Annotated in this window: 23 protein-coding genes and 1 pseudogene; 9 read left to right on the forward strand and 15 right to left on the reverse strand. The window is 53.3% G+C overall.

Annotated features, from left to right (window positions below; all coding sequences use genetic code 11):
• Window positions 1-183: 183 nt before the first annotated feature.
• Both ACGHM3_RS02960 and ACGHM3_RS02965 read right to left on the reverse strand, forming a co-directional pair.
• Window positions 184-2,007 (reverse strand): ATP-binding protein, encoded by a 1,824-nt coding sequence (locus tag ACGHM3_RS02960; protein ID WP_345419794.1) that lies wholly within the window; start codon window positions 2,005-2,007, stop codon window positions 184-186.
• A 316-nt stretch (window positions 2,008-2,323) separates the two neighbouring features.
• Complete coding sequence (locus ACGHM3_RS02965) at window positions 2,324-2,596, reverse strand: DUF4242 domain-containing protein (protein ID WP_345419797.1); 273 nt, start codon at window positions 2,594-2,596, stop codon at window positions 2,324-2,326.
• A 238-nt stretch (window positions 2,597-2,834) separates the two neighbouring features.
• Between ACGHM3_RS02965 and ACGHM3_RS02970 the strand changes: the two are divergent.
• Window positions 2,835-3,223, forward strand: a pseudogene (locus ACGHM3_RS02970) (GNAT family N-acetyltransferase).
• Window positions 3,224-3,305: 82 nt separating this feature from the next.
• On the opposite strand, the gene ACGHM3_RS02975 reads toward ACGHM3_RS02970, so the two are convergent.
• From ACGHM3_RS02975 to ACGHM3_RS03020, 10 genes are all read right to left on the reverse strand, one after another.
• Window positions 3,306-4,193: a ParB N-terminal domain-containing protein gene (locus ACGHM3_RS02975; RefSeq protein WP_345419800.1), complete on the reverse strand. Its 888-nt coding sequence runs from the start codon at window positions 4,191-4,193 to the stop codon at window positions 3,306-3,308.
• Window positions 4,194-4,338: 145 nt separating this feature from the next.
• Complete coding sequence (gene purD / locus ACGHM3_RS02980) at window positions 4,339-5,631, reverse strand: phosphoribosylamine--glycine ligase (RefSeq protein WP_345419803.1); 1,293 nt, start codon at window positions 5,629-5,631, stop codon at window positions 4,339-4,341.
• 31 nt (window positions 5,632-5,662) lie between these two features.
• Window positions 5,663-7,240: a bifunctional phosphoribosylaminoimidazolecarboxamide formyltransferase/IMP cyclohydrolase gene (gene purH, locus ACGHM3_RS02985; RefSeq protein ID WP_345419806.1), complete on the reverse strand. Its 1,578-nt coding sequence runs from the start codon at window positions 7,238-7,240 to the stop codon at window positions 5,663-5,665.
• Window positions 7,241-7,416: 176 nt separating this feature from the next.
• Window positions 7,417-7,746, reverse strand: a complete 330-nt coding sequence (gene fis, locus ACGHM3_RS02990) for a DNA-binding transcriptional regulator Fis (RefSeq protein WP_345419809.1) — start codon at window positions 7,744-7,746, stop codon at window positions 7,417-7,419.
• Entirely contained in the window at window positions 7,743-8,732 is a 990-nt protein-coding gene (gene dusB / locus ACGHM3_RS02995; protein ID WP_345419812.1) for a tRNA dihydrouridine synthase DusB, read from the reverse strand. Before dusB ends, fis begins: the two co-directional genes overlap by 4 nt.
• Window positions 8,733-9,064: 332 nt before the next feature.
• The gene (locus tag ACGHM3_RS03000; RefSeq protein WP_345419815.1) at window positions 9,065-10,546 is read right to left on the reverse strand and encodes a DUF3426 domain-containing protein; all 1,482 of its coding nucleotides are present in this window, start codon (window positions 10,544-10,546) and stop codon (window positions 9,065-9,067) included.
• A 234-nt stretch (window positions 10,547-10,780) separates the two neighbouring features.
• Window positions 10,781-11,659 (reverse strand): 50S ribosomal protein L11 methyltransferase, encoded by an 879-nt coding sequence (gene prmA, locus ACGHM3_RS03005; protein WP_345419818.1) that lies wholly within the window; start codon window positions 11,657-11,659, stop codon window positions 10,781-10,783.
• A gap of 49 nt (window positions 11,660-11,708) precedes the next feature.
• A complete protein-coding gene (accC, locus tag ACGHM3_RS03010) occupies window positions 11,709-13,049 on the reverse strand; it encodes an acetyl-CoA carboxylase biotin carboxylase subunit (RefSeq protein ID WP_345419821.1) in 1,341 nt (446 codons plus the stop codon).
• A 46-nt stretch (window positions 13,050-13,095) separates the two neighbouring features.
• Window positions 13,096-13,563, reverse strand: coding sequence for an acetyl-CoA carboxylase biotin carboxyl carrier protein (accB, locus tag ACGHM3_RS03015; protein WP_345419824.1), 468 nt, complete (start codon window positions 13,561-13,563; stop codon window positions 13,096-13,098).
• Between the two features lie 652 nt (window positions 13,564-14,215).
• A complete protein-coding gene (locus ACGHM3_RS03020) occupies window positions 14,216-16,042 on the reverse strand; it encodes a protein-disulfide reductase DsbD (protein WP_345419827.1) in 1,827 nt (608 codons plus the stop codon).
• 191 nt (window positions 16,043-16,233) lie between these two features.
• On the opposite strand from ACGHM3_RS03020, the gene ACGHM3_RS03025 reads away from it, so the two are divergent.
• The 5 genes from ACGHM3_RS03025 (at window position 16,234) to ACGHM3_RS03045 (ending at window position 22,210) form a co-directional block, all read left to right on the forward strand.
• A complete protein-coding gene (locus tag ACGHM3_RS03025) occupies window positions 16,234-17,055 on the forward strand; it encodes a hypothetical protein (protein ID WP_345419830.1) in 822 nt (273 codons plus the stop codon).
• A gap of 165 nt (window positions 17,056-17,220) precedes the next feature.
• The gene (locus ACGHM3_RS03030) at window positions 17,221-18,234 is read left to right on the forward strand and encodes a DUF2333 family protein (RefSeq protein WP_390518217.1); all 1,014 of its coding nucleotides are present in this window, start codon (window positions 17,221-17,223) and stop codon (window positions 18,232-18,234) included.
• A 1-nt stretch (window position 18,235) separates the two neighbouring features.
• On the forward strand, window positions 18,236-20,626 hold the full coding sequence (locus ACGHM3_RS03035; protein WP_345419836.1) for a DNA polymerase II: 2,391 nt from the start codon (window positions 18,236-18,238) through the stop codon (window positions 20,624-20,626).
• Between the two features lie 310 nt (window positions 20,627-20,936).
• Window positions 20,937-21,533, forward strand: a complete 597-nt coding sequence (locus ACGHM3_RS03040) for a hypothetical protein (protein ID WP_345419839.1) — start codon at window positions 20,937-20,939, stop codon at window positions 21,531-21,533.
• Between the two features lie 179 nt (window positions 21,534-21,712).
• A complete protein-coding gene (locus tag ACGHM3_RS03045) occupies window positions 21,713-22,210 on the forward strand; it encodes a hypothetical protein (RefSeq protein ID WP_345419842.1) in 498 nt (165 codons plus the stop codon).
• Window positions 22,211-22,319: 109 nt separating this feature from the next.
• On the opposite strand, the gene ACGHM3_RS03050 is transcribed toward ACGHM3_RS03045, so the two are convergent.
• On the reverse strand, window positions 22,320-22,763 hold the full coding sequence (locus tag ACGHM3_RS03050; protein ID WP_345419845.1) for a globin: 444 nt from the start codon (window positions 22,761-22,763) through the stop codon (window positions 22,320-22,322).
• Between the two features lie 143 nt (window positions 22,764-22,906).
• Window positions 22,907-23,347, reverse strand: coding sequence for a hypothetical protein (locus ACGHM3_RS03055; RefSeq protein WP_345419848.1), 441 nt, complete (start codon window positions 23,345-23,347; stop codon window positions 22,907-22,909).
• 231 nt (window positions 23,348-23,578) lie between these two features.
• On the opposite strand from ACGHM3_RS03055, the gene ACGHM3_RS03060 reads away from it, so the two are divergent.
• Complete coding sequence (locus ACGHM3_RS03060; RefSeq protein WP_345419851.1) at window positions 23,579-24,142, forward strand: PhnA domain-containing protein; 564 nt, start codon at window positions 23,579-23,581, stop codon at window positions 24,140-24,142.
• Window positions 24,143-24,144: 2 nt separating this feature from the next.
• On the forward strand, window positions 24,145-24,636 hold the full coding sequence (locus ACGHM3_RS03065; protein ID WP_345419854.1) for a dihydrofolate reductase: 492 nt from the start codon (window positions 24,145-24,147) through the stop codon (window positions 24,634-24,636).
• Here ACGHM3_RS03065 and ACGHM3_RS03070 read toward each other — a convergent pair.
• Window positions 24,633-25,133, reverse strand: a complete 501-nt coding sequence (locus tag ACGHM3_RS03070; protein WP_345419857.1) for a hypothetical protein — start codon at window positions 25,131-25,133, stop codon at window positions 24,633-24,635. The genes ACGHM3_RS03065 and ACGHM3_RS03070 overlap by 4 nt on opposite strands.
• A 365-nt stretch (window positions 25,134-25,498) precedes the next feature.
• Here ACGHM3_RS03070 and ACGHM3_RS03075 point away from each other — a divergent pair, with 365 nt between their 5' ends.
• Entirely contained in the window at window positions 25,499-26,083 is a 585-nt protein-coding gene (locus ACGHM3_RS03075; RefSeq protein ID WP_345419860.1) for a hypothetical protein, read from the forward strand.
• Window positions 26,084-26,293 lie beyond the last annotated feature (210 nt).

Below are 26,293 nucleotides of genomic sequence, written 5' to 3' on the forward strand. Positions count from 1 at the left end.
CGGTGGGGTTGCGAGTTTTTATAGTGGGTACTGTACTAACGGGAGTCGTTTTTGGCTGATGGTGTTTTTGTTGTTACTGCCAGAGGCTTACAGCCAGGGCAAACCCTTGTTCACATTACCTTGGCCAGAATAGAATCGATGACGCTAGAAATCAAAAGGGCCAGAGCGTTTGAAAATTAAAAATCAATCGCTCTGACCCTTTTGATCCAGCCTGCTTTTGTTTTGCGGTTTCACTCGGGCCAGAGCCTGAGCCAGTTGGGCTCGTTCCAGAGGTTTTGCCAAGTAGTCGTTCATGCCTGCAGCGAGATATTGGTCTTTGTCACCGGCCATGGCGTTGGCAGTGAGGGCAATAATGGTGATGTGGTTGTTGGGTTCAGGGAGTTCTCTGATGGCCTGGGTGGCCGTTAAGCCATCCATCACCGGCATTTGCACATCCATCAGCACGGCGTCGTAATGCTGCTGCGCCAACGCCTCTATGGCTTCCAGGCCGTTGTTTGCAATAGTCATAGTGTGGCCCAAGGATTTCACCATCGCTTTTAATACTTTTTGGTTAATAATGTTGTCTTCCGCCGCCAGAATGTTCAGCTTGTGCTTGGGTTTGCTATTCCAATCAACTGCGCCCATCTGGGCGTTTTGGTTTTCTGGTTGATTTGCGGCCACCCTGGGTAGCCGAACCCAAAAGGTGCTGCCCTTGTTGGCGGAGCTAGTAACGCCAATTTCGCCCCCCATGAGCTCTACCATTTGCTTACAGATCGCAAGGCCCAAGCCACTGCCACCGTATTGGCGAGTGGTGGACGAATCCACTTGGGAAAAGCGTTTGAACAGTGTTTTCAGCGCCACATCGGGAATGCCGATGCCGGTATCACTGACTTCTAAACGCAGGTAGGGCAGGCCTGCGTGCTGCTCCGGGAACAAAGTTACGTTGATGTGCCCTTGGTGGGTAAATTTTACGGCGTTGGAAAAGAAATTGGTGAGTATCTGGCGCACTCGAGCTTCATCACCGAGCACCGACTTGGGGGTGGCGTAGTCGATGGCAACTTTGATACTTAAGCCCTTGGCTTCTGCCTGGGTTTGGTACAGGCTGGCAATCTCCTGGACCAGTGCGACCAGCGAATAGGGCTCAGATTGCACCTGGAATTCACCGGCCTCCAGTCGCGAATAGTCCAACACATCCCCCAGCACATCCAATAAGCTGTGTGCGGATTTATGGGCAATCTCTAGGTTTTGGCGGCGTTCGGGGTTGGGCTCGTCGTGCAGAACCAGCTCCAACATGCCCAGCACGCCATTTAATGGGGTGCGAATCTCATGGCTCATGGTGGCCAAAAATGTGGATTTAGCTTCGCCGGCTCTTTCGGCAGCACGCAGTGCGTCAGCCAATTGCTCCTGTGTTTTCAGGCGCTCCGCCCGGTCGAAGGCCAAGCCGATTAGCTCTGCCACCGAGGCCACAAAGGAGCTTTCTTCTAACGTCCACTGGCGTATCTGATGCACATTTTCGCAACACAAAACGCCACGCACTCCGGCGGCGGAGGGGACGTGGGCGTCGAGCAAAGAAAAAATATTCAGCGGCTTTAAATAGGCTTCGGTAAACTCCGAGGTTCGCTTGTCGGAGCGGGCATCCTGCACCGTAATTACCCGGTTTTGCGATATGGCCTCGAAGTAACGCGGGCAGTCGCTCATGTGCAGTACTACGCCGGATTGACGGTTAAACGAAGTGCCCTCGTACAGGCAATCGCAAAGGATACCGTCGCGATTGGCGTTGTAGCTCCAAACACTAACTCGCCGTACGCCCAGTGCCTGGCTAACCGTGCGAGTAGCTTCCAACAGCAATTGATCCAGTGTCGTGTCTGAGTAGAACTGCATGCGCATAAGCCGATCCAGCTCGGCATTGTAGGCCCGCATACGTGCCAACACGGTGGTGGCTTCGTGGATGCCTGGTGCGGGCTCTCTTTCAGCACTAGCGCCTTGGGCGTTGGCAGTGGCGCTGGTTTGTTCTGCCTTATGACTCAATCGAACCTCGGTAAAAAAGTATCAATACTCATTTAAATATATCATCTAAATAAAATCCTGCTTGACGCCTGAGGCCCTAATTTGTGCCCTCTGTGGCTTACTATGGCGCGCCAAGCGACACCAAAAGATTTCGCAAAAGAAAAGAGCCATTCGTAATAAAGTCTATGACGCATTTAGAAATATGTTGACGCAAAAAGCCACAAACGGCGCAGCAGTAACGAGGCGTGCGTCAATAGTAGTAGAAAACAGCGTGGATTAATGCCACTGACAAATCAATAGTGGCGCTTAAATCGCTTTGCTATGAGGCGGGGCCGTATTATTCGGCGGAGGTGGGGTCGATGATATTTTTGACTTCGGCAATACTGTTAGCGGGGAAGCCACCCATCTCTGCATGCTGACGTACGCTGGCTTCGTCCGGGGCGATGTACACGCAATAAATTTTGTTGTCAGTGACATAACTTTGCAGCCACTGTACCTGAGGTCCGAGCTGGTTTAGCACCCCGCAGGATTTTTGTGAAATAGCTTGCAGTTCTGCCGTGGTTAAATCGCCGGCGGCGGGAATTTCGCGTTCAATGACGTACTTGGGCATAGTGAGCTCCTGTTGATCGTTTTTATGTTTGTACAACGGGTAAGGCGAGCTAGGCATTTATGCTAACAGCCGGCGTTAGCTAGGTCGCGCACAGGGGGCGTTACTTTAGTATTGCCAAAGCTTACTTTGGTACCGTCCTCCCCAGGGTGGATTAGGATCAATGGGGTCAGAGCGGTTGATTTTAAAATCAACCGCTCTGACCCCATTGATTTTTTTACAGAAGGAGTGAGTTGTGACGATGGAATATCGGGTGAGTTGTCACCCGGATGAGATCGATTTTGATTTTGTGCACGGTTTTATTGCTGAATCTTATTGGGCGGCGGTATTGCAAAAGCTACACAGCAAAAAGCCATGGATAACTCTCTGTGCTTTGCCCGGGTGATTACCGATAAGGCAACTTTCGCCTATTTGGCAGACGTATTTATCGCGCAGGGACATCGTTCGGTGGGGTTGAGCAAACTGCTAATGCGATCGGTGCTAGCTCACCCCGATTTGCAGGGCTTGCGCCGAATGTTATTAGCCACCCGGGATGCCCACGGTTTGTATGGGCAGTTTGGTTTCACCGAATTGGCGAACCCAAATACGTTTATGGAATTATGGCAGCCCGATATTTATCAACCGAGCTAGCGCGGTCGCAATTGATATAGGGCAGGCTTGCTGTGATGGTTTGGGGGTGACGGTGACGGTGACGGGCGACAAGGCGCGGACGTTAGCTTCCGTCCGCCATTGAGAAATACTGTTCGAGCTGTTGTTTTAGTTCCTGCAGATCTTTGTCTATTTTGTCTTTTTCTGGCCCGTCGCACTGCAGGTTTTCCAACAGAATTCGCGACAGTTTTTTATTCACCACCCGCAGCGGGCTTCTTAGCAAACTGTACTCTTTTGGTAAGGGGGTTTGCTTTTCATTTTCTTCAATGGCCGCCGCTATGCCACCTTGCTTCACGGCCTTAACGATATCACGGGTTTCTTTAACGGTTTTATCGGCAATGAGGGGCAGGACTTCTTCTTGTGTATCTTTATCCAGCTCAATAATCACGTTGGTTTGGCTGGCATTTAACTCGCCATTGCCGCGGGCTTTTTTTACCGAATCCGAGGCCAGTTCATCGCGCTTAATGGCGCTTCTAATCACTGAACGGGACAGGCCGGTTTTCTCAGCCGTTAATGCGGCAAACGAGTTGGTATCTTCTTTGTCGATTTCCTGCTGTTTGGCTTTTTCAGTGGCATCCGGGGTTGCCGCAGACAAGTTGACCTTAATGGCGGTGGGGTTGAGTTGCTCGTAAATCTCCCTGCCGCGATTCAGGCAGCGCTCCAATTCAAGTTTGTTGAGCGGTGCGCGCACTAGGTTTTCGTCGATGGAAATCAGCTCTTGCTCTAGCTGCACCCGGTCAACCAGATGCACGCTCACCTCGGTCCAGCCCAATTCGGTCACCGCCTGAAAACGACGGGCGCCGGCTAACAACTCGTTTTTTTCATTAATTGTTAGGGGGTTGATTAATCCGACGTTGGCAATGCTTTTTTTAAGCGTTTCGACGTCGGTGTCAAAACGCAGATATTCACTGTCGGTGGTTATTTCGGACAGTTTGCGGGTTGCTAATTTCACACCAAATTCTCTGATTTTGAAATCAAGGCCGGAAATCCACGGGCTAAATCAATGGGGTCAAAATCAATGGGGTCAGAGCCATTGATTTTAAATTTTTTAAAAATTCAAACGCTCTGACCCCATTGATCGGCGATAGCGGGATGGCCTAGGCTTGTTCTTCTCGGGCAATGGCTCGGTAGGCAATGTCTTTGCGGTAGAATGCGTCTTGCCAATTGATTCCCGCAGCCAATTGATACGCGCTTTCCGCGGCGGCTTTTACGCTGGTGCCTAAGGCTGTGGCGCAGAGCACGCGGCCGCCGCTGGTGAGTACGTCTTGGCTGGCAGACAGTTTAGTGCCGGCGTGGAAAACTTTTTGGCCGTCGGCTTCGATTTTTGGCAGGCCGTTAATCACGGCGCCTTTATCGTAGCTGCCTGGGTAGCCACCGGCTGCCAATACCACGCCCACGGCTGGGCGCTCGTCCCATTTGGCGGTGGCGCTGTCGAGTTTTTGGTCCAGGGCTGCGTTACACAAGGCCACCAAATCTGACTGCAAGCGCAGCATAATGGGTTGTGTTTCCGGGTCGCCAAAGCGGCAGTTGTATTCGATCACCTTGGGTGCACCGTCGGCGGTGATCATCAGGCCGGCGTATAAAAACCCGGTGTAGTCGTTGCCCTCTGCGGCCATACCTTCAACGGTGGGTTCAATCACCTCTTCCATAATGCGTTGGAACACTTCTTGGGTAACCACGGGCGCGGGGGAGTAGGCACCCATGCCGCCGGTGTTGGGGCCGGTGTCGCCGTCACCCACGCGTTTGTGATCTTGGCTGGTGGCCATGGGCAGAATATTTTTGCCGTCTACCATAACGATAAAACTGGCTTCTTCGCCGGTGAGGAATTCCTCAATCACTACTCGGCAACCGGCGTCGCCAAAGGCGTTGCCAGACAACATATCGGTCACCGCGTCTTCGGCTTGCTGCAGGGTTTCGGCAACAATAACGCCTTTACCCGCGGCAAGACCATCGGCCTTAACCACAATGGGGGCGCCTTGGCCGCGCAGGTAGGCCAGCGCAGGCTCGACTTCGGTAAAGGTTTGGTAGGCCGCGGTGGGAATCTTGTGGCGGGCTAGGAAGTCTTTGGTAAACGCTTTGGAGCCTTCCAGTTGGGCTGCGCCCTTACTGGGGCCAAAACAACGCAGACCTTGCTGGTTGAAGTAATCCACTACGCCGTCTACCAGGGGCGCCTCTGGGCCAACGATGGTGAGGTCCACATTATTGACCTTGGCAAAGTCCGCCAGGGCCTTAAAGTCGCCGATATCAATGGCGACGTTTTCCAATTTGGGCTCCAGAGCAGTGCCGGCATTACCAGGCGCTACAAATACGGTGTCTACTTCTGCACCCTGGGCTGCTTTCCAGGCCAGGGCGTGCTCACGGCCACCACTGCCAATGACTAAAATATTCATTTCTATGTCCTCGATTTCGCGCGGCTAGGCCTTAGTGGCGGAAGTGACGCATGCCGGTAAACACCATGGCCATGTTATTTTCGTCTGCGGCGGCGATGACTTCTTCATCGCGAATGGAACCGCCGGGCTGGATCACGCAGCTTACGCCCACTTTGGCAGCGTTATCGATGCCATCGCGGAAGGGGAAGAAGGCGTCACTGGCCATGCAGCTGCCAACCACTTCTAAGCCTGCGTGCTCAGCTTTGATAGCCGCGATGCGGGCAGAGTTCACTCGGCTCATTTGGCCGGCGCCCACACCGATGGTGCGTTGGTCTTTGCCGTAGACAATGGCGTTGGATTTAACCATCTTGGCCACTTTCCAGGTGAACAGTAAATCTTGGATTTCGGCTTCCGTGGGCTGGCGTTTGCTCACCACCGTGAGGTCGCCGGCGCCAACCATACCTAGGTCGCGCTCTTGCACTAACAGGCCGCCGTTAACGCGCTTGTAGTCAAAGGCTTTTTGGCTGGCGGTAAGTTCGCCGCAGACCAGAAGGCGGACGTTCTTTTTCGCTGCGACAATGTCGCTAACGTCGCGGGCGACAGTGGGGGCGATGATAACCTCAACAAATTGCTTATCGACGATAGCCTTGGCGGTGGCGGCGTCCAGCTCGCGGTTGAAGGCGATGATGCCGCCAAAAGCGGATTCTGGGTCGGTGGCGAAGGCTTTTTCGTAGGCGGCCAACAAGCTGTCGGCACTGGCCACACCACAGGGGTTGGCGTGCTTAACAATGACACAGGTCGGTGCGGTAAACAGGCGTACGGTTTCCAAGGCGGCGTCGGTGTCGGCGATGTTGTTGTAAGACAGCGCCTTGCCTTGCAGTTGCTGGGCGGTGCTGATGCTGGCCTCGGCGGGTTTGCTTTCAACGTAGAATGCGCTGTTCTGATGCGGGTTCTCGCCGTACCGCATGTCTTGTTTTTTCACAAACTGGGTGTTGAAGGTGCGCGGGAAGTCTTCGGTGCCACCTTCTACCAAGCGGCCAAAATAGTTGGCAATGGCGCCGTCGTAGCTGGCGGTGTGCTCGTAGGCTTTAATGGCCAAATCAAAACGGGTGGCCTTGCTGGTGGCGCCATCGTTGGCTTGCATCTCTTCGATTAGAGCCGGGTAGTCGCTGGCGTTCACCACAATGTTGACGTGGGCGTGGTTTTTGGCCGCCGCGCGGACCATGGTGGGGCCGCCGATGTCGATGTTTTCGATGGCGTCTTCCAGGCTGCAATCCGGCTTGGCAACCGTGGCTTCAAACGGGTACAGGTTCACCACCACCATATCGATGGGGTTGATATTGTGCTCGGCCATCACAGCGTCGTCCTGGCCGCGGCGGGCCAAGATACCACCGTGGATTTTGGGGTGCAGAGTTTTTACTCGGCCGTCCATCATTTCCGGGAAGCCGGTGTAGTCGGCCACCTCTATCACTGCTATGCCGTTGTCTTTGAGCAGGCGGTAGGTGCCGCCGGTGGACAGGATCTCAACGCCTTGGTCTGCCAAGGCTTGGGCAAATTCAACAATGCCGGTTTTGTCGGATACACTGATCAGTGCGCGTTTAATGGCGATATAGTCGGTGGCTGATGTCATGATGGCGGAAGCTTTTAGTGGTGAATGTGAAGGTTTGGTTAGTACCACGGGCGCGGGTTTTGGCGCGATTGGCTCGGCGTTAGTATAAACCCTGGGCGGGTTGGCTTGGCACTGTTGCCGCCGTGGAGGGCGGGCTTGCGGCCTGGCTTGGTGCAGGCCGCGGGCTCGGTGTTGGCTTAGAGTTGGCCGTACTGCTTTAACTTTTTGCGCAGGGTGCCACGGTTAAGGCCCAGGATTTCGGCGGCCTTGGTTTGGTTGTGGCGGGTGTAGCTCATGACGACTTCTAACAGCGGTGCTTCTACTTCAGCCATAACCAGTTCGTAGACGTTGGCAACGTCTTGGCCATCCAAATGCTTAAAGTAGTTATCGATGGACTCTTTAACGCAATCGCGCAGGGCGGTGTTTTGTACTTCCGAGGTCGTCGTGAAGCGCTGTGGTTCCGCGTTGGTTTCTGGTTGTTTTGCGTCGATAGTAAAGTCTGCAATCGCAGTTTCGATTTGACTCATGCCACTTGTTCCCCATGTATGATCGACTGTTCGAAAAAATGCTCGATACAGTCAACTTGCTCTTGAGTGCTATGTATTTGATTGAAACGAGTGCGCAAAACCTCGCCAAAGGCAAGGTTTTGCACGTACCACCCTGTGTGTTTGCGAGCAATACGAACGCCTAGGTAGTCGCCGTAAAACTCATGAAGAGCTTTGATGTGGTGCATCAAAACCCGTTTAATTTCTGCCAATTCGGGCTCGGGGAGCTGTTCTCCACGGGCTAAATAGGCCTCGATTTGGGCAAATAACCAAGGGCGGCCTTGCGCTGCTCGGCCGATCATAACGCCTTGGGCGCCGGTATAATCGAGTACGTATTTGGCTTTTTGTGCGCTGTCGATGTCGCCATTGGCAATCACCGGCATATGAACACTATTGACCACTTCCGCGATGGTGTCGTATTCGGCCTGGCCTTTAAATCGGCAGGCTCGGCTACGACCATGGACGGTCAGTGCCGCAACGCCGATATCCTCGGCCATGCGGGCGATGGTGATGGCATTGCGGGTTTCGGTGTCCCAGCCTGTGCGTATTTTCAACGTAACAGGCACCGATACGGCGCTAACCACCGCTTGCAGTATGCGGGCTACTAAGGGTTCATCGCGCAGTAGCGAAGAACCAGCCGCCTGCTTACAGACTTTTTTGGCCGGGCAGCCCATGTTGATGTCCACTACCTGGGCACCCAGAGCTACGCACTCTTTGGCCGCGTGGGCCATGGCATCGGGCTCGGCACCGGCAATCTGAACCGACCGCAGGCCACTTTCACCTTGTTGGTTAAGTCGGGTGGAAGATTTGCGGCTGCCCCACAGACGGGTGTCGCTGGTCACCATTTCCGACACCGCCAAGCCTGCACCGTAACTTCGGCACAATTCCCGAAACGGCTTATCGCTGACGCCGGCCATCGGTGCGAGCACCGTGGCGGGGGCAATGTTATATGGGCCTATGGTGAGCACAAAACCGTCCGCGGATGAATCTGTATTTTGCCATTGCTCAGTGGCTAACCGCGCTGCGCAATGGCGCCTATTTCAACCACATTCCGGCGGCTAGAGGCAACTTCACCAGTTGAACCATTGGCCGGGAGGTGTCGAAAAAGGGCGCTTATCATACTGTTATGGTTGCCAATGGGAAAGTGGAAATTCTGCAATTTGGCGAAAAAATGTGCCATTTTACACCGGCCCCCACGGCTGCCTCAGGGAGCCGAAAATGGCAAGTGATTTTTGGTCATAAAAAGCATCGGCCTATGGAGTATATGGCAGCTCCACTCCTTAGGCGCAGGTGTTGTGGTTTACTTAAAGGAGGGTATGTAGGCGCGATAGTTGACTGCGGATTGGCCGGGGTCGGCCAGCTCCAGGCGGATTTGCACCGGCTGGTTGGGAGGTATCTCGGTGCTGCCGCTGAGCTCGCCGCGCAGATATTCGCTGGGCAGGAATACCCGCTCTGCAACTACTTGGTCGTTGATGTCGCTAAAGCGCAGGGCCAGGGGCGGAAATGGCTGATTAAACTCGGCGCTATTGATCAAAATAGCATCGGCCTGTAATACCGCGCTATTGCTTGGGTCGGCCCGCACCACCAGGGAGATTTTAATCTTGTTAAAGTCGTCCACCGCCGGCAGGGTACAGCCAAACATGGGGCAGGCTAGGGCGTACCATTGGCGGTAGGGCTCTATTCGGCTCCAGCTATCAAATTTGATGTAGCCCACCTGAAACACCAACAGCAATAGCAGTGCGATGTTACCCGCCAGCCAGCCGAAGCTACTGACCCAACGGCGGGTAGCACTGGCCTCGTAGGTGAGTTCCAGGGGTTCGGGCTCAAAGGCGTTGGTCAGGGTGTAGGAGGACGTTGGATTGCCACCCGGCGGTTTGTGTGCCGGTGGTTGCTGAATCATGTGCTTGCTGAGCTTAGCGTCGTCAAAATCGCTCAGCCGGTAGCGGCCGGTGTCTTGGTCTAGGGCGGGTTTGTCTTCGATGGGGGTGTCGCTGATGTATTTGTCAAAGTCGGCGTCGAATTCTTCTTGTAACACATCAAAGCTGCCGGTTTGGCGGCCGTCGAAGCGGTTGTCGATTTCTCGGCGCAGCTTCTCGTTGGGGTCTTCGTCGGCATCGGCCAAGTCGGCGTCGAGTTCTTCCAGCAGGGCGTGGGCCCAGGATTCGTCTATTTCTTCGCTGTTGTCTAGGTCGTCGTCGATTTTGCTGTCGCCAAAGCCGGTGGAATCTTCTTGCGCGCTTTGCTCGCGGAACTCGGGTGCCAGCTCGCCCAGATCTATTTTGCTTTCCAGTGGGTTTTCGACGGTTTCGGTCTCATCGAAGTCTATGGTGAGGTCGTCGTCGGCGTTATCCGGCAGCTGCATGTCATCGCTGATGAGAAAATCGTCGCTTTCCTCTGGCTCTGGTTTTGGCTCTGGCTGCACGGCGGCTGTGGCTTGTTCGGGTTCAGCAGCTTGTGGTTTTAGTGTGGTTTTTGTCTCTGGTGTGGTGGTGGCTGCGGATTGGCTTGGCTCGGGGCTATCAATGGCGGGTTTGGCCGTGGCAAGTTGGTCGGCGGCTTTGAGCTCGTCTTTTGGTGCCGGCTGGCTGGTGCTCAATTTAGGGCTTGGCACTATCGCGTCATTGCCGTTGGCCTCTTCTTCGGCGGAGATAAAATTGCTGCGGGCATCAAAAACATGCAAGCAAGATCCACAGCGCACTGCCCCCTCGGCACTATCCAGTTGGGTGGTGGTTACCCGAAACGATGTTTCGCATTTGGGGCAGCGGGTAATGGCGTGGGACATAGGTGAATCGGTCTCTCTGGTACAGCCGCAGTTCCAGTGCCGCTGTTTGGGGGCGCCAAATAGGCTGCAAGGTAAACAATTCTCGTAATATATTGCAGCAAGACTTTGTAATGCTTGGGGATTTTAGTGTGTTCGCCGCCACTCGACAATTGCTGAACAGGGCCACCGAGCGATTTAGGCCACAAATTTCTTATTTTTTGCCTGGTTTTCAGCGGATTGCGCCGCGAGCCGGGCCTAGGATTTCTTGCGCCCGGTAATGCGGCACCATTCTTGTTCGGTGGCGACTGGGTCAAAGTCAATCCACTGAGCATAAGCGTCTTTCACGGTTTCAGCTTGAATGGCCAGCACGCCGGATAAGCAAATAGAGCCGCCTGGCTTTAACCTTTGGGTAATGTCTTCGGCCAGCTCCACCAATGGCCCGGCCAAAATATTGGCCAGTACGATATCGGCGTGCCCAGTTGGGGCTTTGGGAGGCAGGTACACAGGGAAGCGCTCGGGCGCGAGATGATTGCGTTTGGCGTTATCCAGGGTGGCCAATAATGCCTGTGGGTCTATGTCCACGCCCAGGGCAGAACCGGCTCCCAGTAGCAGGGCGGCAATGCCTAAAATGCCAGAGCCGCAGCCATAGTCGAGCACGCTTTTGTGTGTGCAGTCCAGTTGGTCTAACCACTGCAGGCACAAAAAGGTGGTGGGGTGTGTGCCGGTGCCGAAGGCCAGGCCCGGGTCTAACATCAGGTTAATGGCGCTTGGGTCCGGCGGTTGTGTCCATGAGGGGCACACCCACAAGCGTTGGCCGCATTGAATGGGATGGTAGTCGTCCATCCAGGCGCGGCTCCAGTCTTTATCTTCGAGCTGTTCCCAACGGCTGTGGTCGGCTGGGGCTAGTTTTGGCGCCAGTTGTTGGTCCACCAATTCTGTTTCTATATCGGCCTCAAACAGGGCGATGATTTGCGTCTCACGCCACAGCGGTGTTTCGCCTAGGGCGGGCTCAAGAATGGGCTCGTCAGCGTTGTCTTTTAGGGTGATCGATAGTGCGCCGGCTCTGGTAAGGGCAAATTCGATGGCGGCGGCTCGCTCGCGGGAGCTGTCGATTTTCAGTTGCAGCCAGGGCATGGGGGGGCCTATAAAAAAATGCCCGGCTAAAAAACCGGGCTGGTATGGATTACAGTCCGAGTTTTTTCTCTAGGTAGTGGATGTTGACGCCGCCTTTGCGGAAGCCTGCATCGCGCACAAGATCTTGTTGCAGCGGAATATTGGTGCGGATACCGTCCACCACCAGTTCGTCCAGGGCGACACGCATTTTGTTCAGCGCTCGCTTGCGGTCGACATCGTGGGTGATGACCTTGGCAATCATGGAATCGTAATTGGCCGGTACCGTGTAATCGCTGTACAGGTGAGAATCCACTCGTACGCCTAAGCCACCCGGAGTGTGGAAATTTTTAACCTTACCGGGGCAGGGGATAAAGGTTTTTGGGTCTTCGGCATTGATGCGGCACTCAAAGGCGTGGCCGTTCACTTTGATGTCGCTTTGTTTAATGGAGAGTTTTTCTCCCGCGCACACCAAAATTTGCTCGCGAATCAAATCGATGCCGGTAATCATCTCGGTAACCGGGTGTTCTACCTGGATTCGAGTATTCATTTCAATAAAGTAGAAGCGGCCGTCTTCGTACAAGAACTCAAAGGTACCAGCGCCCTTGTAACCAATCTCGATACACGCTTTGGTACAGGATTCATACACCTCTTGGCGAATGTCATCGGGGATGCCGGGGGCCGGAGCTTCTTCTAATACTTTTTGGTGACGGCGTTGCAGTGAGCAATCGCGGTCAAATAGGTGAATGGCGTTGCCCTGGCCATCGGCCAATACCTGAACTTCCACGTGTCGTGGGTTTTGCAGGAATTTCTCCATGTACACGGTATCGTCGCCGAAGGCTGCGCCGGCTTCACTTTTGGTAACGTGAATGGAATTATGAAGGGCGGATTCGGTGTGCACTACACGCATGCCGCGGCCACCGCCACCGGCGGCGGCTTTAATAATAACGGGGTAGCCGATGTCTCGAGCGATGGCCATGCAGGCTTCTTTGTCTTCTGGCAGTGGGCCGTCGGAGCCCGGCACGGTGGGCACACCGGCTTTTTTCATGGCTTCAATGGCCGAGACTTTGTCGCCCATTAGGCGAATGACGTCTGGGTTGGGGCCAATGAACACAAAACCGCTTTTTTGCACTTGCTCGGCAAAGTCGGCGTTCTCGGCCAAAAAGCCATAGCCTGGGTGGACGCCGGCGGAATCGGTGATTTCCATGGCGGAAATAATGGCCGGGATGTTCAAATAGCTTTTGTTGGACGGGTTGGGCCCGATGCAGACGGATTCGTCGGCCAGGCGTACGTGTTTTAAATCGCGGTCGACGGTGGAATGCACTGCCACCGTCTGAATGTCCAGCTCTTTACACGCACGCAATACCCGCAGCGCAATTTCGCCACGGTTTGCGATGAGTATTTTGTTGATCATGTTGGGTCAGCTCCAAATGTTGGCATTAAAGGTGTGAGTTGCTGACTCAAACGATGGTTACCAGAGGTTGGTCGAATTCTACGGGGTCGCCGTCTTCCACCAAAATGGCTTCAATTACGCCGGCTTTGTCGGCTTCAATTTGGTTCATCATCTTCATGGCTTCAACAATGCAAAGCACGTCGCCGGCTTTTACGTGTTGACCTACTTCGATGAATGCTGGGGAACCTGGGCTTGGTGCGGCGTAGTAGGTGCCTACCATCGGTGACTTAACAACGTGGCCATTGGTTATTGGCCCGGCGGCTTCTTCGCTGGCGGTCGGAGCAGCAGCGGGTGCTGCGACAGGAGCTGCGGGGGCAGCGGCAACCGGAGCGGCGGCTGGAGCGGCAAACACCTGTGGTGCAAAGCTGCTACCACGGCTGATGCGAACAGACTCTTCGCCTTCTTTGATCTCGATTTCGCCGATGTCAGATTCCTCAAGAATTTCGATCAGCTTTTTGATTTTGCGGATATCCATGAATGTTTCTCTATGTCGGTTTGTTAGAGCCTTGAGGGCTCATTTATTTTGCTATATGCGTGCACTTCGGGCCTTTTTGTAGACCGTATTCGGGCTCGGCCGATTTGGCTGTGCCGCCTCGTTAACAGAGGCGGGCTGTGCCCATGTGCAAACGCGTTCGACAGATGCGCTCCTTATATAGAAGCTGGCACCATATTGGGTGCCCTGTAAGGCCGCAATGATCGCTGGGGCCCCACCGTTGGTAGTGATGTGTTCAACCCTGTGCCTGAGTAATTGTTCCCTCAATTTATCCCTTTGTAGGCGGATTGGCTCGACTACTTAGGTAAAAATACCGCTCACCTATTTTGTCTTGGCGCCTAGAAGTTGCGAGGCGGGTAAATACAAAACAGCAGGTGCCAGTTGGAAAATTAGCCGGAGGTGTTGAACGAGCCGTAGAGTGTGCCTGAATCGCCTAGGCCTGTCCATTGTCGACTGTAAATTACTGAATAATTTGCAGCAAATGCCCGCACGTTAGCGGCATTTAGCGCAACTTCGTAAGCGGTTAATTTATCGGCAGTGGATTGAACGATGAATTTGAGGCCACGATAGGCGCATTTATCGGCTTGTTAGCGGAAGTTTAGCCTAAAGTTTGGGAAATTCTACAAATAACAGGCTAAAAACCGCTAATTTCGGCAATTTCACCTTTATCGTGTTTTGTAAAGGTGTTCAGAACAATATCTGGGGTAAGAAGTTGGGGTAGAACCACGGCCTCGGCACTGGTGCTGGCTGGAAAGTACAGATAGAGCGGCACACCTGAGCGCCCGTACTGGTGCAGTAATTCGGTGATCTGCGGGTCGGCGTTGGTCCAATCGCCTTTGAGCCCCTGAATATTATGCTCAACCATGGCTTGGCGTACCGCGTCTGTGCTCAGTGCGACTTTTTCGTTAGCCAAGCAGGTGATGCACCAGGCTGCGGTTAGGTTAACCAATGTTGCCTGCTCGTTGCGGCGCAGTTCAGCCAGGCGCTGCGGGCTGTAACTTTCCCACAGTGGATCCACTGTGGCGGGTTTGTAGCTGGCGGCTATGTACACTGCCACGGTGGCCACCAAGGCGGCGCTGGCCTGCCCGGTGCGCCGCCACAAAGTGCGACTGGGCAGGTGTTGCAGCAACCACAGAGCGAAGGCAATGGCCACTAGGCCAAGCCCCACCATGGCCAGGTGGTTATTGCTGGTTTGATTGGCCAGCACCCACAGCAGCCAAACGCAGGCGGCGTACATGGGGAATGCCAACGCTTGCTTTAGGGTGTCCATCCATGCGCCGGGTTTGGGCAGTAGCTGGCTGGCGGAGGGCACCAGTGTAATCAGCAAAAACGGCGTGGCCATGCCCAGGCCTAGGGCAGCGAATACTGTGAGAGCTACGGCCGACGGTTGGGTGATGGCAAAGCCCAGTGCTGCGCCCATCATCGGCGCCGTGCAGGGGCTGGCAACCACGGAGGCCAGGGCTCCGGTAAAAAACGAGTGGTGCAATTTGTGCCCCTGGGTGGCGCCCTGGCCAAGGCCCATAAAGGAACTGCCCAGGTTAATTACGCCGGACAAGCTGAGCCCCAATATAAAGAACAAATACAACAGGCCGGCAATCACCACCGGCGACTGCAACTGAAACCCCCAGCCAATGGCCGCGCCCCCGGCCCGCAGTGCCAGCATGACTGCGGCAATGGCAATAAACGTAGCCACGCAGCCGGCGGTGTAAGCCCAGCCGTGTTGGCTCAGTGCGCGTTGGCTGTGGTGAGAGTTTGCCAGGCTCAAGGCCTTGATGGACAGGACTGGGAATACGCAGGGCATCAGGTTGAGAATTATGCCGCCAATAAAGGCAAAAATTAGGCTGGCAACCCAGGTGCCCAGGCTAAACGGTGGTTCGGTGTTTGTGCCATTAGTGCCGCCGCTGCTGGCGCCGTTTCCTCCGTCGTTACCACCACCATTTACAGGTGCGTCGGCCATCTCAGCGATGGGGTTGGTGCCATCTACCTGAAATGTCTGTTTGTACGGTGGGTAGCAAAGGCCGGCATCGGCGCAGCCCTGTGAGGTCACCTGCAGGGTGTAGGGTGGTGCAGGAAGGTCGGTTAAAATCACCCGCGTGCTGTCGTGAAATATTTCTAAGTCTTCTTGAAAGTATTCATCGTACTTGACGATACCTTGCTCGTATTCCGCGCTGGGGGTTTGCCCATTGGCTTTAAACGCAAAGTTGTCACGATACAGGTAGTAACCTGGGGCGATTTGCCAGTCCAGGGCCAGTTGATTGTCGCCCTGTTGGGTAATAGTGATCTGGTAGGCCTGCTCAACTCGCAAAAACGACTCCTGGCTGGTGATGCCCAGGCTGCCGGCGGCTTGGTTGGTTTCTAGCCCCAGGCTGCTTTGTGCGCTCAGCTGGGCGCTCCCCCACAGAGCAAAACAGCACAACAGAAGGGTGGCTAGGCGTCGGCAGGTAATGGAATTTGGCGTCATAGCGGTACAGCGTTTTGTTTTAGTGTTCGGTGTTGGTTTACAGGGGCACAGAAACGCGGCTTATGAGCCGACTGGCGGTACCCACTTAAAGCACGGGAGCTGCGCTTTTTACGTTTTATTGTGGCTGTGATTAGAGAATTCTTGTCTATGCCAGTATGATTCACTCGGCCACGTTGCTCGGCAGAGTAATTATGAACCCAAAATCTAGGTTTATCTCCCGGCAATGGCCAGCATTTGATGAATTTGCGGAGCGTGTAGTGAAAAACAGCGTTTTAGTCACGGCACTCGCCGGTACGCTGGTGGTGAGTTTGCTGCAGGGGTGTGGTGCCGGTCAACAAACCCAAGCACAAACGCAACCAAGCGAGGCACAACTGGCGTCTGAGGCAGAGCAAAAGCGGCGTTGGCAGCGGCAGCGGGCGGACAATATCGCTGCCTTATTGAATCAGGCGGAGCAGGCGTTGGCCCAGGATAAATTGACCACGCCGGTGCACGACAACGCCTTGGATCGCTACCAGGCGGTGCTGTTAATGGAGCCTGGCAATACGGCTGCAAAAAGCGGCATTGACCGCGTGGCCCAGCGCTATTGCCGGTTGGCCTACGGGGCCATCCAATCGGGCCGCTTGCAGCAGGCTCAGGCCTATTTAACCAAGGCCCAGGGGATTAACCCTAAATTGGTGGCCATAGCGCCGCTGCGCAAACAGTTGGCGGCGGCGCGGACCAAGGCTCGTCAGCCTAAGCAGCCGGTTGGGCCTATTGAGTTGCAGGCCAACAGCAATAAGGTGAGCCTGCCGGCTACGCCCTTGGGCCGCCGTAGCGAGGCTTTGGCCGACGCTTTGAAAACCCTGGCGTTACAGGTAAAGGAACAAGACGCCTACGTGTTGATCGTAGCGCGCAATGACGCCGAAGGGCGTTGGGTGTACCAAACCATGAAATCAGCGCTACCGGGCTACCGGCTGCGCGGTAATATTGAGTTGGGGCAGGTACCACAGATTGAACTGCAAGCGCCTCTTTAATAGCGTGTTTTGGCTGATTTTTTGGCCGATAGCACAGAGTCGCTTGGATTGTTTCTACCGTAGGGCGGCAAATTGCCGTTTTAGGTTAAAAACTAACTGGAATTCATTATGGTTGTTAAAGCAGTGGTGCGCCCGTTTGCGCGCACTAAAGGATGGTTTAGAGAAATGAGTGAAGCAAGGCAGGGCCGCTTTGGTTGGTTGCGTGGCATATTTTGGTTGGCGATTGTTTATTTGGTGGCCTCCGTATTCTTGGGTGTTTGGTGGAGCTGGGGCGCCAGCGAGTTCGACGTCAACACCGCCACTGAAGAGCGCCTATCGTTGCTCACCGATACCGATCAAACCTACACCGGTAGTTACACCACCGCCACGCTCATCGAGCTTGGCGATATTCTGCTCAGCAAGCCCGGTGGCTTTCTAAGTAACGACATGACGCCCCCCGGAATTTGGTTGGATAACCAGCCCAATTGGGAATACGGCATGCTGATTCAAATCCGAGATATGAGTAAGGCCCTGCGCGAGGCCTTTAGCCGCTCACAATCGCAATCCACAGAAGATCAACAATTGGCCCGGGCGGAGTCCCGTTTCAATGTTGACCATAACAATTGGATTATGCCGGCGGCGGAAGATGAATATGAAAAAGGGATTGCCGCGCTGGAGGATTACCTAGCCCGCTTGGTGGATGCAGATTCCACCAACGCCCAATTCTACGCTCGCTCCGATAACCTGCGTTATTGGTTAAGAACCGTAGAAACCCGCTTGGGAAGTTTGTCCCAGCGTTTGAGTGCCAGTGTTGGTCAGCGCCGGTTAAACACCGATTTGGCCGGCGAGAACGAAGCATCGCAATCCACCGCCGCGCCCAAAGAACTTGAAGTTAAAACCTCTTTTTGGGAGCGTGACGATGTGTTTTACGAGGCCCGTGGCAGCACCTTCGCCATTTTGCATTTAATGAAAGCCATTGAAAAAGACTTCGGCTCGGTGTTGGATAAGAAAAATGCCCGCGTGAGTGTGCAGCAAATTATTCGCGAGCTAGAAGGCACCCAGGAATTCGTTTGGAGCCCAATGATTTTAAACGGCAAGGGCTTTGGTTTTGTGGCTAACCATTCACTGGTTATGGCGTCTTATATTAGCCGCGCCAACGCCGCTTTAATTGATTTGCGCGAGTTGCTGGCACAGGGCTAAGTTGACCGCATCACACCCTTCCCCGGCCGCATCGTTGGCCGGGTTTATCCTTTCCCGCCACTGGCACGACACCAGCACCGGCATTGAATTGGAGTACTGGCTGCACACGGCCCAAGGCCCTGTGTGTGTGCGAGTGCCAGAGCAGGAAAGCGTGTTTTTTATTGCCCAGGAAAACGTCGCCCAGCTGCCGCCCTTGTTGGGGTTACAGCGTGGCTGGCGAGTGCAAAACCTATCCCTGGCAAGCCCAACCAACCAGCCCATCGCGGGGGTGTATTGCACCAGTTATAGACGTGCGCGAGAAATCAGTACCATTTTGCGCCGTGCTATGCCGGTGTGGGAAGCGGATGTTCGCCCGCCAGAGCGCTTTTTAATGGAGCGTTTTATTAAATCCAGCGTTAGCGTTGTGGGTGGCCAGTGGCACAGTGATGGCACTCAGGTGCCCCAAGTGACCGCGCCTGGGTTACGGCCGGGCGACAACAGCTTGCCGAACTTTACCGTTGTGTCCTTAGATATCGAAACCGATATGCGGGCCGCACAGTTATTTTCCATCGCTGTTTGGGGTAGCGAAGCGCGTCACGTTTTTATGGTGGATGAGACTTGCGGCGGCCAGCGTTCACTAGAAGGTTTTACGCTGCACAATTGCGCCAGTGAGACGGCCTGCCTGGAAGCATTTTTTAACTGGCTGCACGATTACGACCCGGACATTTTAATCGGTTGGTCTGTGGTGGGCTTTGACCTGTGGGTGCTGGACAGAATCTGCCGCCGCCTGGGGGTGAATTATGCCCTGGGCCGGGATGGCCGCCGGCCCACCTGGCGGCAAGATATCAACGACCGCGATAAACGTTACATTACGATTCCGGGCCGGGTAGCGTTGGACGGCATTGAATTGCTGCGCATGGCGTTTTACCACTTTGAAAGCTTTTCTTTAGAATTTGTGGCGCGTGCGTTGTTGGGTGATGGCAAATTATTAAAGGGCAGCGGCCGGGGCGAAGAAATCACCCGTCTCTACCAAGACGATAAACTACAACTGGCGCGCTACAACCTAAAAGATTGTGAGTTGGTGTGGGAGATATTTATCGCCACCCAGCTGATTGCCTTTGCCAGTGCGAAAAGCCAAATGACGGGCTTGCCGCTGGATAAAATTGGCGGCTCGGCGGCGGCCTTTGAATTTTCTTATTTGCCGCGCCTGCACCGCTTGGGCTACGTGGCGCCGAGTATTGGCGATTGCGCCATTGACTTCGCAAGCCCCGGTGGCTACGTTTTAGAATCGCAACCGGGGTTATTCAAACAGGTGCTGGTGTTTGATTTTAAAAGCCTGTACCCCAGTATTATCCGCACCTTTAATATCGACCCCGGTGCGTTTTGGGTGGCCGAGCATAAACAATTGCCCGCCGAGCAGGTGGTGGCTGGTTTTCATGATGCCGCCTTCGCCCGGGATTGCGCCATATTGCCCAATTTAATAACCGAGTTATGGCAACAGCGCGACGACGCCAAACGCTCTGGTGATCAGCCGTTATCCCAGGCCATTAAAATTATCATGAATTCGTTTTACGGCGTGCTGGGTTCCAACCTTTGCCGTTTTTACGACCCCCGCGTGGCCAGCTCCATAACTTTACGCGGTCACGAAATTCTACAAACGACCCAGCAGTGGTTTGACGAACAAGGCTTTACCGTTATCTATGGCGATACCGACTCGGTATTTGTGTGGCTGGGCGACGATTTTGACCCGCACCAATGTGCCACCGTGGGCCAGTCACTGGCGCGCAAGCTCAACGACTTCTGGCAGCAGCGGCTAGCGCAGCAATACCAAGTTCCCTCCTATTTAGAAATCCAGTTTGAAACCCACTTCAGCCGCTTTTTTATGCCCAAAATTCGGGGCCAAGAAACCGGCAGTAAAAAACGCTACGCTGGTCTGGTGCAGCGCGGTGAGCAATCCGAAGTGTTGATCCGTGGGTTGGAAGCCGTGCGCAGCGATTGGACGGCTTTGGCGCGGCAATTTCAGCGCGAGGTATTTGGCCGGGTATTTTACAATCAGCCCGTGGAGCAGTATGTGCTGGACATTACCGCACAATTACACGCCGGTAAGTTGGATGACCTGTTGGTGTATCGCAAACGCTTGCGGCGGCCGCTGGAGGATTACGAAGCCATAAGCCCGCCACACGTGCAGGCGGCCCGCGCACTGCAGGCCAATGGTGACGATATCCGTCGCGGTGATTGGGTGGAGTATGTGATTACGTTGCAAGGCGCGCGGCCCAAGAGTTTATCGTCGGGCTTGCTGTTGGATTACGCTCATTATCAAGAAAAACAACTGGCGCCGGTGGTGGATGGTTTGTTGGCCACCCTGGGTACCAACTATCAGCAGTTGGTGGATCGGCAGTACGGGTTGTTTTAACCGCTGTATAAAATTTTTGGTTTTTCTTTTCCGTTTTTAATATTTCCTTTTTCTTGCTTCTTGGCGGCAATAAATTCTTTTGCGGCTGTTTAAAATTAACTGCGCCTGAAATTTGCGTATTTCAGTTTTTGTTGTGAGATCTTCTTTTTTTAATTTGCACATCTATATTGAGTTTGAGTCTGCTGGTTGGTTTTTTGTTCGGGTGGGCCTAAATCATCGCCTGTTTTCTAGTTGCGGTCTGCGCCTTTTAGAGTCAGGTGAGGTTTCAATTTTCTTGTAACGAGTTTTGAATTCATTAAAGGTGTGAGTCATGAATTGTGTACCTAAATTTTTTGCTAGTAAACATGGTGGTAAGAAATCGCGTTTAATTGGCGTGGCCAGATTAACGGCAGTTGCCGGTTTGATGGTCAGTTTAACTGGTTGTTATCTTACCAGTCCTATCTGGGGTGAGAACTTCGATGAGCGCGGCGATACGATTCGTTTCCAATCGTGGACAACGGATAAAAATAAATCCGTAGCGATTCAGTGTGCCAAAGCCACACATTACGGTTTATACACTGGCGGTGGCGACCCCGAATGGAATGTGGTCACCAATATAACACCTACCTCGCGACCTTCGTATGACTCTACCACCGCAGGTGTTAATCTTTACAGTGCTGGCAAGACAGCGGTGGTTCCAGAAAGCTGTTGGCATTACGATGGTGTTTATAACAAATGGGTGACGGCCATTCGTGCTCAGCAGGGCTCTTACGCACCGCGCGGGTTTGATGCCGCAGGCTTAGAATGTTTAGGCCGAGAGGTGGGTAAAGCGCGCAGTTGGTTTGGCTTTCTTAACAAAGGCTGCGTGCTGACTTACAGCAATAGCTCAAACACAATTCCCTATACCCGAATTACAGCTGACAGTTAATTTAGCGTAGGAACCGCCCCATTCGGGGCGGTTAACTTTTTTATCGAGATAGAATTATGAATAAAAAAATATGGTATTGCGGTGGTGCAGGCGCAGTTTGTTTGGCTGTGGTCTTTTATTTAGTGCCGACTCAAGTAGATAAAGGTTCGACATCGGAATTAAACTCAGTTTCGACGTCGATGACTACGCCGGTTGGTACGCAATTAACATTCAACTCCACTCCTACTGAAATCTCAGCGGCCGCCTCTGAAGCACAAGAACCAATAGCGACTACAGCGGGAGTGACGTCGGAAGCCCAGGAGGATGTTTTGGCGAAAGAGTCGCTGCCCATGCAGCACGAATTTTTGCTACCGGTCGAAGAAGATGTGGCCTACACCGAACAGCAAATGCGATCATTAGAAATGAATTTCGAAACAGAAGCATACGACGTCCAGTGGGCACCAGTGGAAGAAGAGGCTGTATGGAACGACTTTGAGCAAGCGCATTTAGACAACAGCCACTTGGCTAGTGTGGATTGTCGAACGTCTACCTGTCGCATAGAGGTAATGCACATAGATGCAGCGGCAGAATCTGAGTTTATGGTGGCGTTAATGCAACAAGCTAATGTACGCAGTGGCTCGATTCATCGAATACATAATGAAGACTCACTGGCAACCTTGATTTATACATCGCGTTAATTGTTTAACGGGTTTGTTACTTGCTATACACAGTCACTTTGACGTGAAATATTACGTAGCCAATAAGTTATCACGCTCCAAAAGCGGCAAGGGTGCCACTTATAGGTCATCACTTTCCGCTATAAAATTTTATAAAGGTGATGCCAGGAGCCAAGGTTAGGCGCCAAGCCAGCTCGTCTTCTCGGCTAAACGCGGCGTCTTGTTGGTAAAGCGCATCCATTAGGCTGTCCAGCCAAACGTCGAACAAATACAACGGAATCTTGTGCCCTTTGGGGCCGTGGGCATGGGCTAGCTTTTGCATTTCTTGGCTGACGTGTTTGGTGCGCGAAAATTCGATCAGCGTATCCAGCGAATCGTGCAGCATGGTTTTTTGCGCGCTCATATTGGTATTGGCAAACAGCGCGGCGATGGCGTCGGATTTGTGAATAAAAATGCGATAAAAGTCTTCAATAAGGGCCACGTTATAGGCCCCTTGGCCAACCAGTTTGGCGACGCTGTCATTGAATCGTTGCTCGTAGGTGGGGTGGGCAATTTGGCTGCTGGTCTGATTCACGGTCTTACCTATGCGCGTCTGCTGAAGACGCAGTTTAGGTTAGTCCGGTCAGGTTAGTTTTGGCCTAAATCAAACAGGCCCCGTGCAATTGATTGCATTGCTGTCTGATTGTTTGCAGCGCCGCCAATTCCTTAACCTACGCTTCAGTCAACTACCTCTCCTTCCACAACTTCTCCTTCCAGGGTGATGGCAAAACGCTTGCGGGCGGGTTTGCCGGCCAAGCGGGTGAAAGGCAGTTGCATTAGGTTCAGCGTAAGGTTCTGTATGATCTCATGCAGGTTTTCCTCTGCCTCCAGTAGGCGAGTGCGAGCCAGCAGCTGTTTCTGCTCCTGGCTCAGCGCTGCCCCCTGCAAAGCTTGTATCTGAGTCGCTAGCACCTGGCTCAGGTCGCGCCCCTCTACCAAGGCGTGTTCGACCTCGGCGCTTATGTCGTCCAATAGCCCCCAGGTTAGCGTATTTAAAAACTGATATTGCATGGCCATACCCGCCTGCATGGGCCCAAGCCAGTAGTTGGCAAAGGCCATATTGCTGGGGTTAAACCAGGTGCCATAAGGCACGCTACTGCTAAATTGAGCAAAGATCACGGTCGGGCCTCCTGATGGATTTCGGGGTTGAGATTACTGGCGTGGTGTTAAAATTGTAAGTGTGTATTGTCAACATTGCGTGCAACCAGCGCGCCAAGGCTTGGCCAAATCTGCTATGCTGCGCACCACAAAATAACTCCCTCAAATCGCCCATGGTTGTGGCTTTACTTACCCAGTGGGTTAGACCGCGTTAGCCTGTTTTAGTGGCGAGATGTTGTTAGGAAGCAAAACATGAGTAAGCAAACGGCTCTTAAGCGCGCCGGCAAACAGTGTGAGCTGTGTGGTGCCCCCGGTTATCCTCAGGAGTACACCATTCCGTTTTCGGAAGGCATTAAGGAAGATCAAGCCAGTGTGGCGGTGTGCGAGCGCTGCATGTTAGAGATCAACCGTAACCCACTGAACACCGACCACTGGATGTGCCTGCAAAGCAGCGCCTGGAGCCCCCACGCGCCAGTGCAAGTATTGGCCTACCGAATCCTCCGGCAGATCGACGACGAAGATTGGTCCCTCAACCTGTTGGATTCCATGTTTATGGAGGCCGATACCAAAGCTTGGGCAGAGCAGGGCGAAAACGAAGAAGCCAGCAATTGTGCCGATTGCAACGGCAACCCATTGTACGCCGGCGATACGGTAACGGTGGTTAAAGACCTGCCGGTAAAAGGCACCGGCTTTGTGGCCAAACGCGGCACCGCGGTGCGGGGTATCTCGCTCACCAATAACCCCATGCACATTGAAGGCAAGGTCAATGGCACCCGGGTAGTTTTACTGACTAAATTTGTTAAAAAGCAGAATTAATCGTGGCCAGAATCAACGTTATTTACGCCCGTTCTCTCAACCACTGTATTGGCAAGGGCGGTTCTTTGCCTTGGCATCTGCCCAAGGAGTACGCCCATTTCAAAAAAACCACCCTGGGCCACCCCATCATCATGGGCCGCAAAACCTACGAGGATCACAAATCGGTTTTACCGGGCCGTTTGAATATTGTGATCACTCGGCAAAAAGATTACCAAGCGCTACCGGGCATTGAATTGGTGGCAAGCCTAGAAGAGGGCATCGAGCTGGCTAGGCAGCACAGCGACGATATTTTTATCATCGGAGGTGTGCATTTTTTCACCCAGGGTGTCGCCATGGCCGATAGGGTGTACGAGACGGTGGTGGATGTGGAAATCGACGGCGATGCTTACCTGCCCAATTTCGATTTTAGCCAGTGGCGTACCGAAACCTTATTGACTCACGAGCCGGATGAGCGCAACAAGCTCAAATTTACCGCTTACCTGCACCAGCGTTAGCCGGTGGCCGCCAGCTGCTTTGAGCGCAAAAAGGTTTGTTGAATCACCAGGGCATCGGTGCTGGCGCGGTGCCGGTCAACCTGAAGCTGCTCAATCACCTGGGCTTTGGTGTTATCCCAGCAGTTGATTTGCGCCTCTGGCATCAGCGCCTCTATGGGGCTGAGGGTAAAAGTGGGCCGAATTCTGGCGTGGTAGAACAGTTTATCCAGCCAGGGTTTATCCACCACCCAACCGTCGGAATAGGCCTGGCAACTGCCCAAAAAAGCATTTAGGCAGTGGGCCACCTCAACGCCACTTTTGCCGCCTTCCGCCAATAGCTGGCGGCTAATATTGTGCACTGCCTGGGCCTCATCAGACCAATAGCACCATTCTGGGAAGGGTGTAATCAAACTGGAAAAGCGCCTGCCATCAGGCAAAACAGCGCCGATTTCAATCGGATAGCTCTCTGGCCCAAAGCCCGAGGCCTCTATGTCGATGATTGCAGGTGCGCGTAGCATGGTGGTCTCTGGTGGTGCGAGTTCTTGTCTCTTTAGTGCCAATTGGCGCTAACGGTAAACCTACCCGTTACTCAAGAGCGGTTTCAGTGTGCTTAAGGCAAAAAACGTCCCAAGGCGCCACCGCCATTGGCAGCACCTTATTTAGTTATAGTTGGAATATTCATTTTGGGGAGCGATTGGCCCAAATTAAAGCCAATGAGGTGGGGTTTGGCGTAAGATTTTACGCTTTTTCTGCGTCGGCCTATTTGGGGCAATGGGCGGCATTCACTTCTTTTGATCACTAGTTCGCACTCATAAGGTGAGCTCGTCGGTGTTGCCTCTCGCCGCTTTATATTATTTTTGAATAATCAATCAGGGAGGCGGATATGAATACATTACTAACTAGTGCTGAACGCGCAAAGCTGACAGTTCAGTGCTCGAATATGCTCAATTGGAGTGACGGCGGGCATTGGCAGGGAGCAGGACCAGCTCCTAACTGCCATGTTAAAGAGCGTGCGACCTCAACCAGCTCGCATACTTATAACTTTCCTACAGATGAAAGTGCGTCAAGGTGGAATTCGGATTGTGAGGCAGCCATCCGCCAAGTCGGGCATTTGGCAACAGGTGCGTTAACGGTAGGAACTACTATGGCTACCAGTGGTTTTGGAGGTATTGCTGTCGCTAGTCTTCTAGCCATAACAAAAGACGAAATTCAGGCAAGAATTCCTTATCCGCGTATGGAGAGGGGGTGGAGCTATAAAGTCCAATTCACCTATGAGTTTCGATACAGTCCTATTCCTGGGTTTCCGAAAGGGCTTGTGCAAACAATTGAAACGGAATCGAGAAATCATGTGCGCGAAATTGTAGATCAAACCCACAGAGTACTTAAGTACCACTTGGACCAACTTCCTGACGGGCTAGCTAGGTTGCTCGCGACAAAGCCAGCAAGTCATACTGAGTCTGATTACTAATTATGGTGCCATTACTGTTATTTACTTTTCTTTAAGCGTTTCTGCACCACCATATGGTCATAAACTATAGCGAACAAGAATAGTATGTAGGTTAAGACAAGTGTCGTTGTATCAGATACCGCAAACCAGCATATAGCGCCGCAGAGCAAAGCAATAAAGCATAAAAGTAGGGTTCGCATTGGCATAGTAATTCTGTGTAGTTAGATTCCG

This window comes from Halioxenophilus aromaticivorans (genome assembly GCF_042850945.1).
Classification (GTDB): Bacteria; Pseudomonadota; Gammaproteobacteria; order Pseudomonadales; family Cellvibrionaceae; genus Halioxenophilus; species Halioxenophilus aromaticivorans.

Excerpts from the sequence above, each read along its gene's own strand:
- ACGHM3_RS02965 (WP_345419797.1), bottom strand. The coding sequence starts at position 2,596 with ATGCCCAAGTACGTCATTGAACGCGAAATTCCCGCCGCCGGCGATTTA.
- purD (WP_345419803.1), bottom strand. The coding sequence starts at position 5,631 with ATGAATATTTTAGTCATTGGCAGTGGTGGCCGTGAGCACGCCCTGGCC.
- purH (WP_345419806.1), bottom strand. The coding sequence starts at position 7,240 with ATGACATCAGCCACCGACTATATCGCCATTAAACGCGCACTGATCAGT.
- fis (WP_345419809.1), bottom strand. The coding sequence starts at position 7,746 with ATGAGTCAAATCGAAACTGCGATTGCAGACTTTACTATCGACGCAAAA.
- ACGHM3_RS03000 (WP_345419815.1), bottom strand. The coding sequence starts at position 10,546 with ATGTCCCACGCCATTACCCGCTGCCCCAAATGCGAAACATCGTTTCGG.
- prmA (WP_345419818.1), bottom strand. The coding sequence starts at position 11,659 with ATGCCCTGGCTGCAACTGAAAATCGACAGCTCCCGCGAGCGAGCCGCC.
- accC (WP_345419821.1), bottom strand. The coding sequence starts at position 13,049 with ATGATCAACAAAATACTCATCGCAAACCGTGGCGAAATTGCGCTGCGG.
- accB (WP_345419824.1), bottom strand. The coding sequence starts at position 13,563 with ATGGATATCCGCAAAATCAAAAAGCTGATCGAAATTCTTGAGGAATCT.
- ACGHM3_RS03020 (WP_345419827.1), bottom strand. The coding sequence starts at position 16,042 with ATGACGCCAAATTCCATTACCTGCCGACGCCTAGCCACCCTTCTGTTG.
- ACGHM3_RS03025 (WP_345419830.1), top strand. The coding sequence starts at position 16,234 with ATGAACCCAAAATCTAGGTTTATCTCCCGGCAATGGCCAGCATTTGAT.
- ACGHM3_RS03030 (WP_390518217.1), top strand. The coding sequence starts at position 17,221 with ATGAGTGAAGCAAGGCAGGGCCGCTTTGGTTGGTTGCGTGGCATATTT.
- ACGHM3_RS03040 (WP_345419839.1), top strand. The coding sequence starts at position 20,937 with ATGAATTGTGTACCTAAATTTTTTGCTAGTAAACATGGTGGTAAGAAA.
- ACGHM3_RS03045 (WP_345419842.1), top strand. The coding sequence starts at position 21,713 with ATGACTACGCCGGTTGGTACGCAATTAACATTCAACTCCACTCCTACT.
- ACGHM3_RS03060 (WP_345419851.1), top strand. The coding sequence starts at position 23,579 with ATGAGTAAGCAAACGGCTCTTAAGCGCGCCGGCAAACAGTGTGAGCTG.
- ACGHM3_RS03070 (WP_345419857.1), bottom strand. The coding sequence starts at position 25,133 with ATGCTACGCGCACCTGCAATCATCGACATAGAGGCCTCGGGCTTTGGG.
- ACGHM3_RS03075 (WP_345419860.1), top strand. The coding sequence starts at position 25,499 with ATGAATACATTACTAACTAGTGCTGAACGCGCAAAGCTGACAGTTCAG.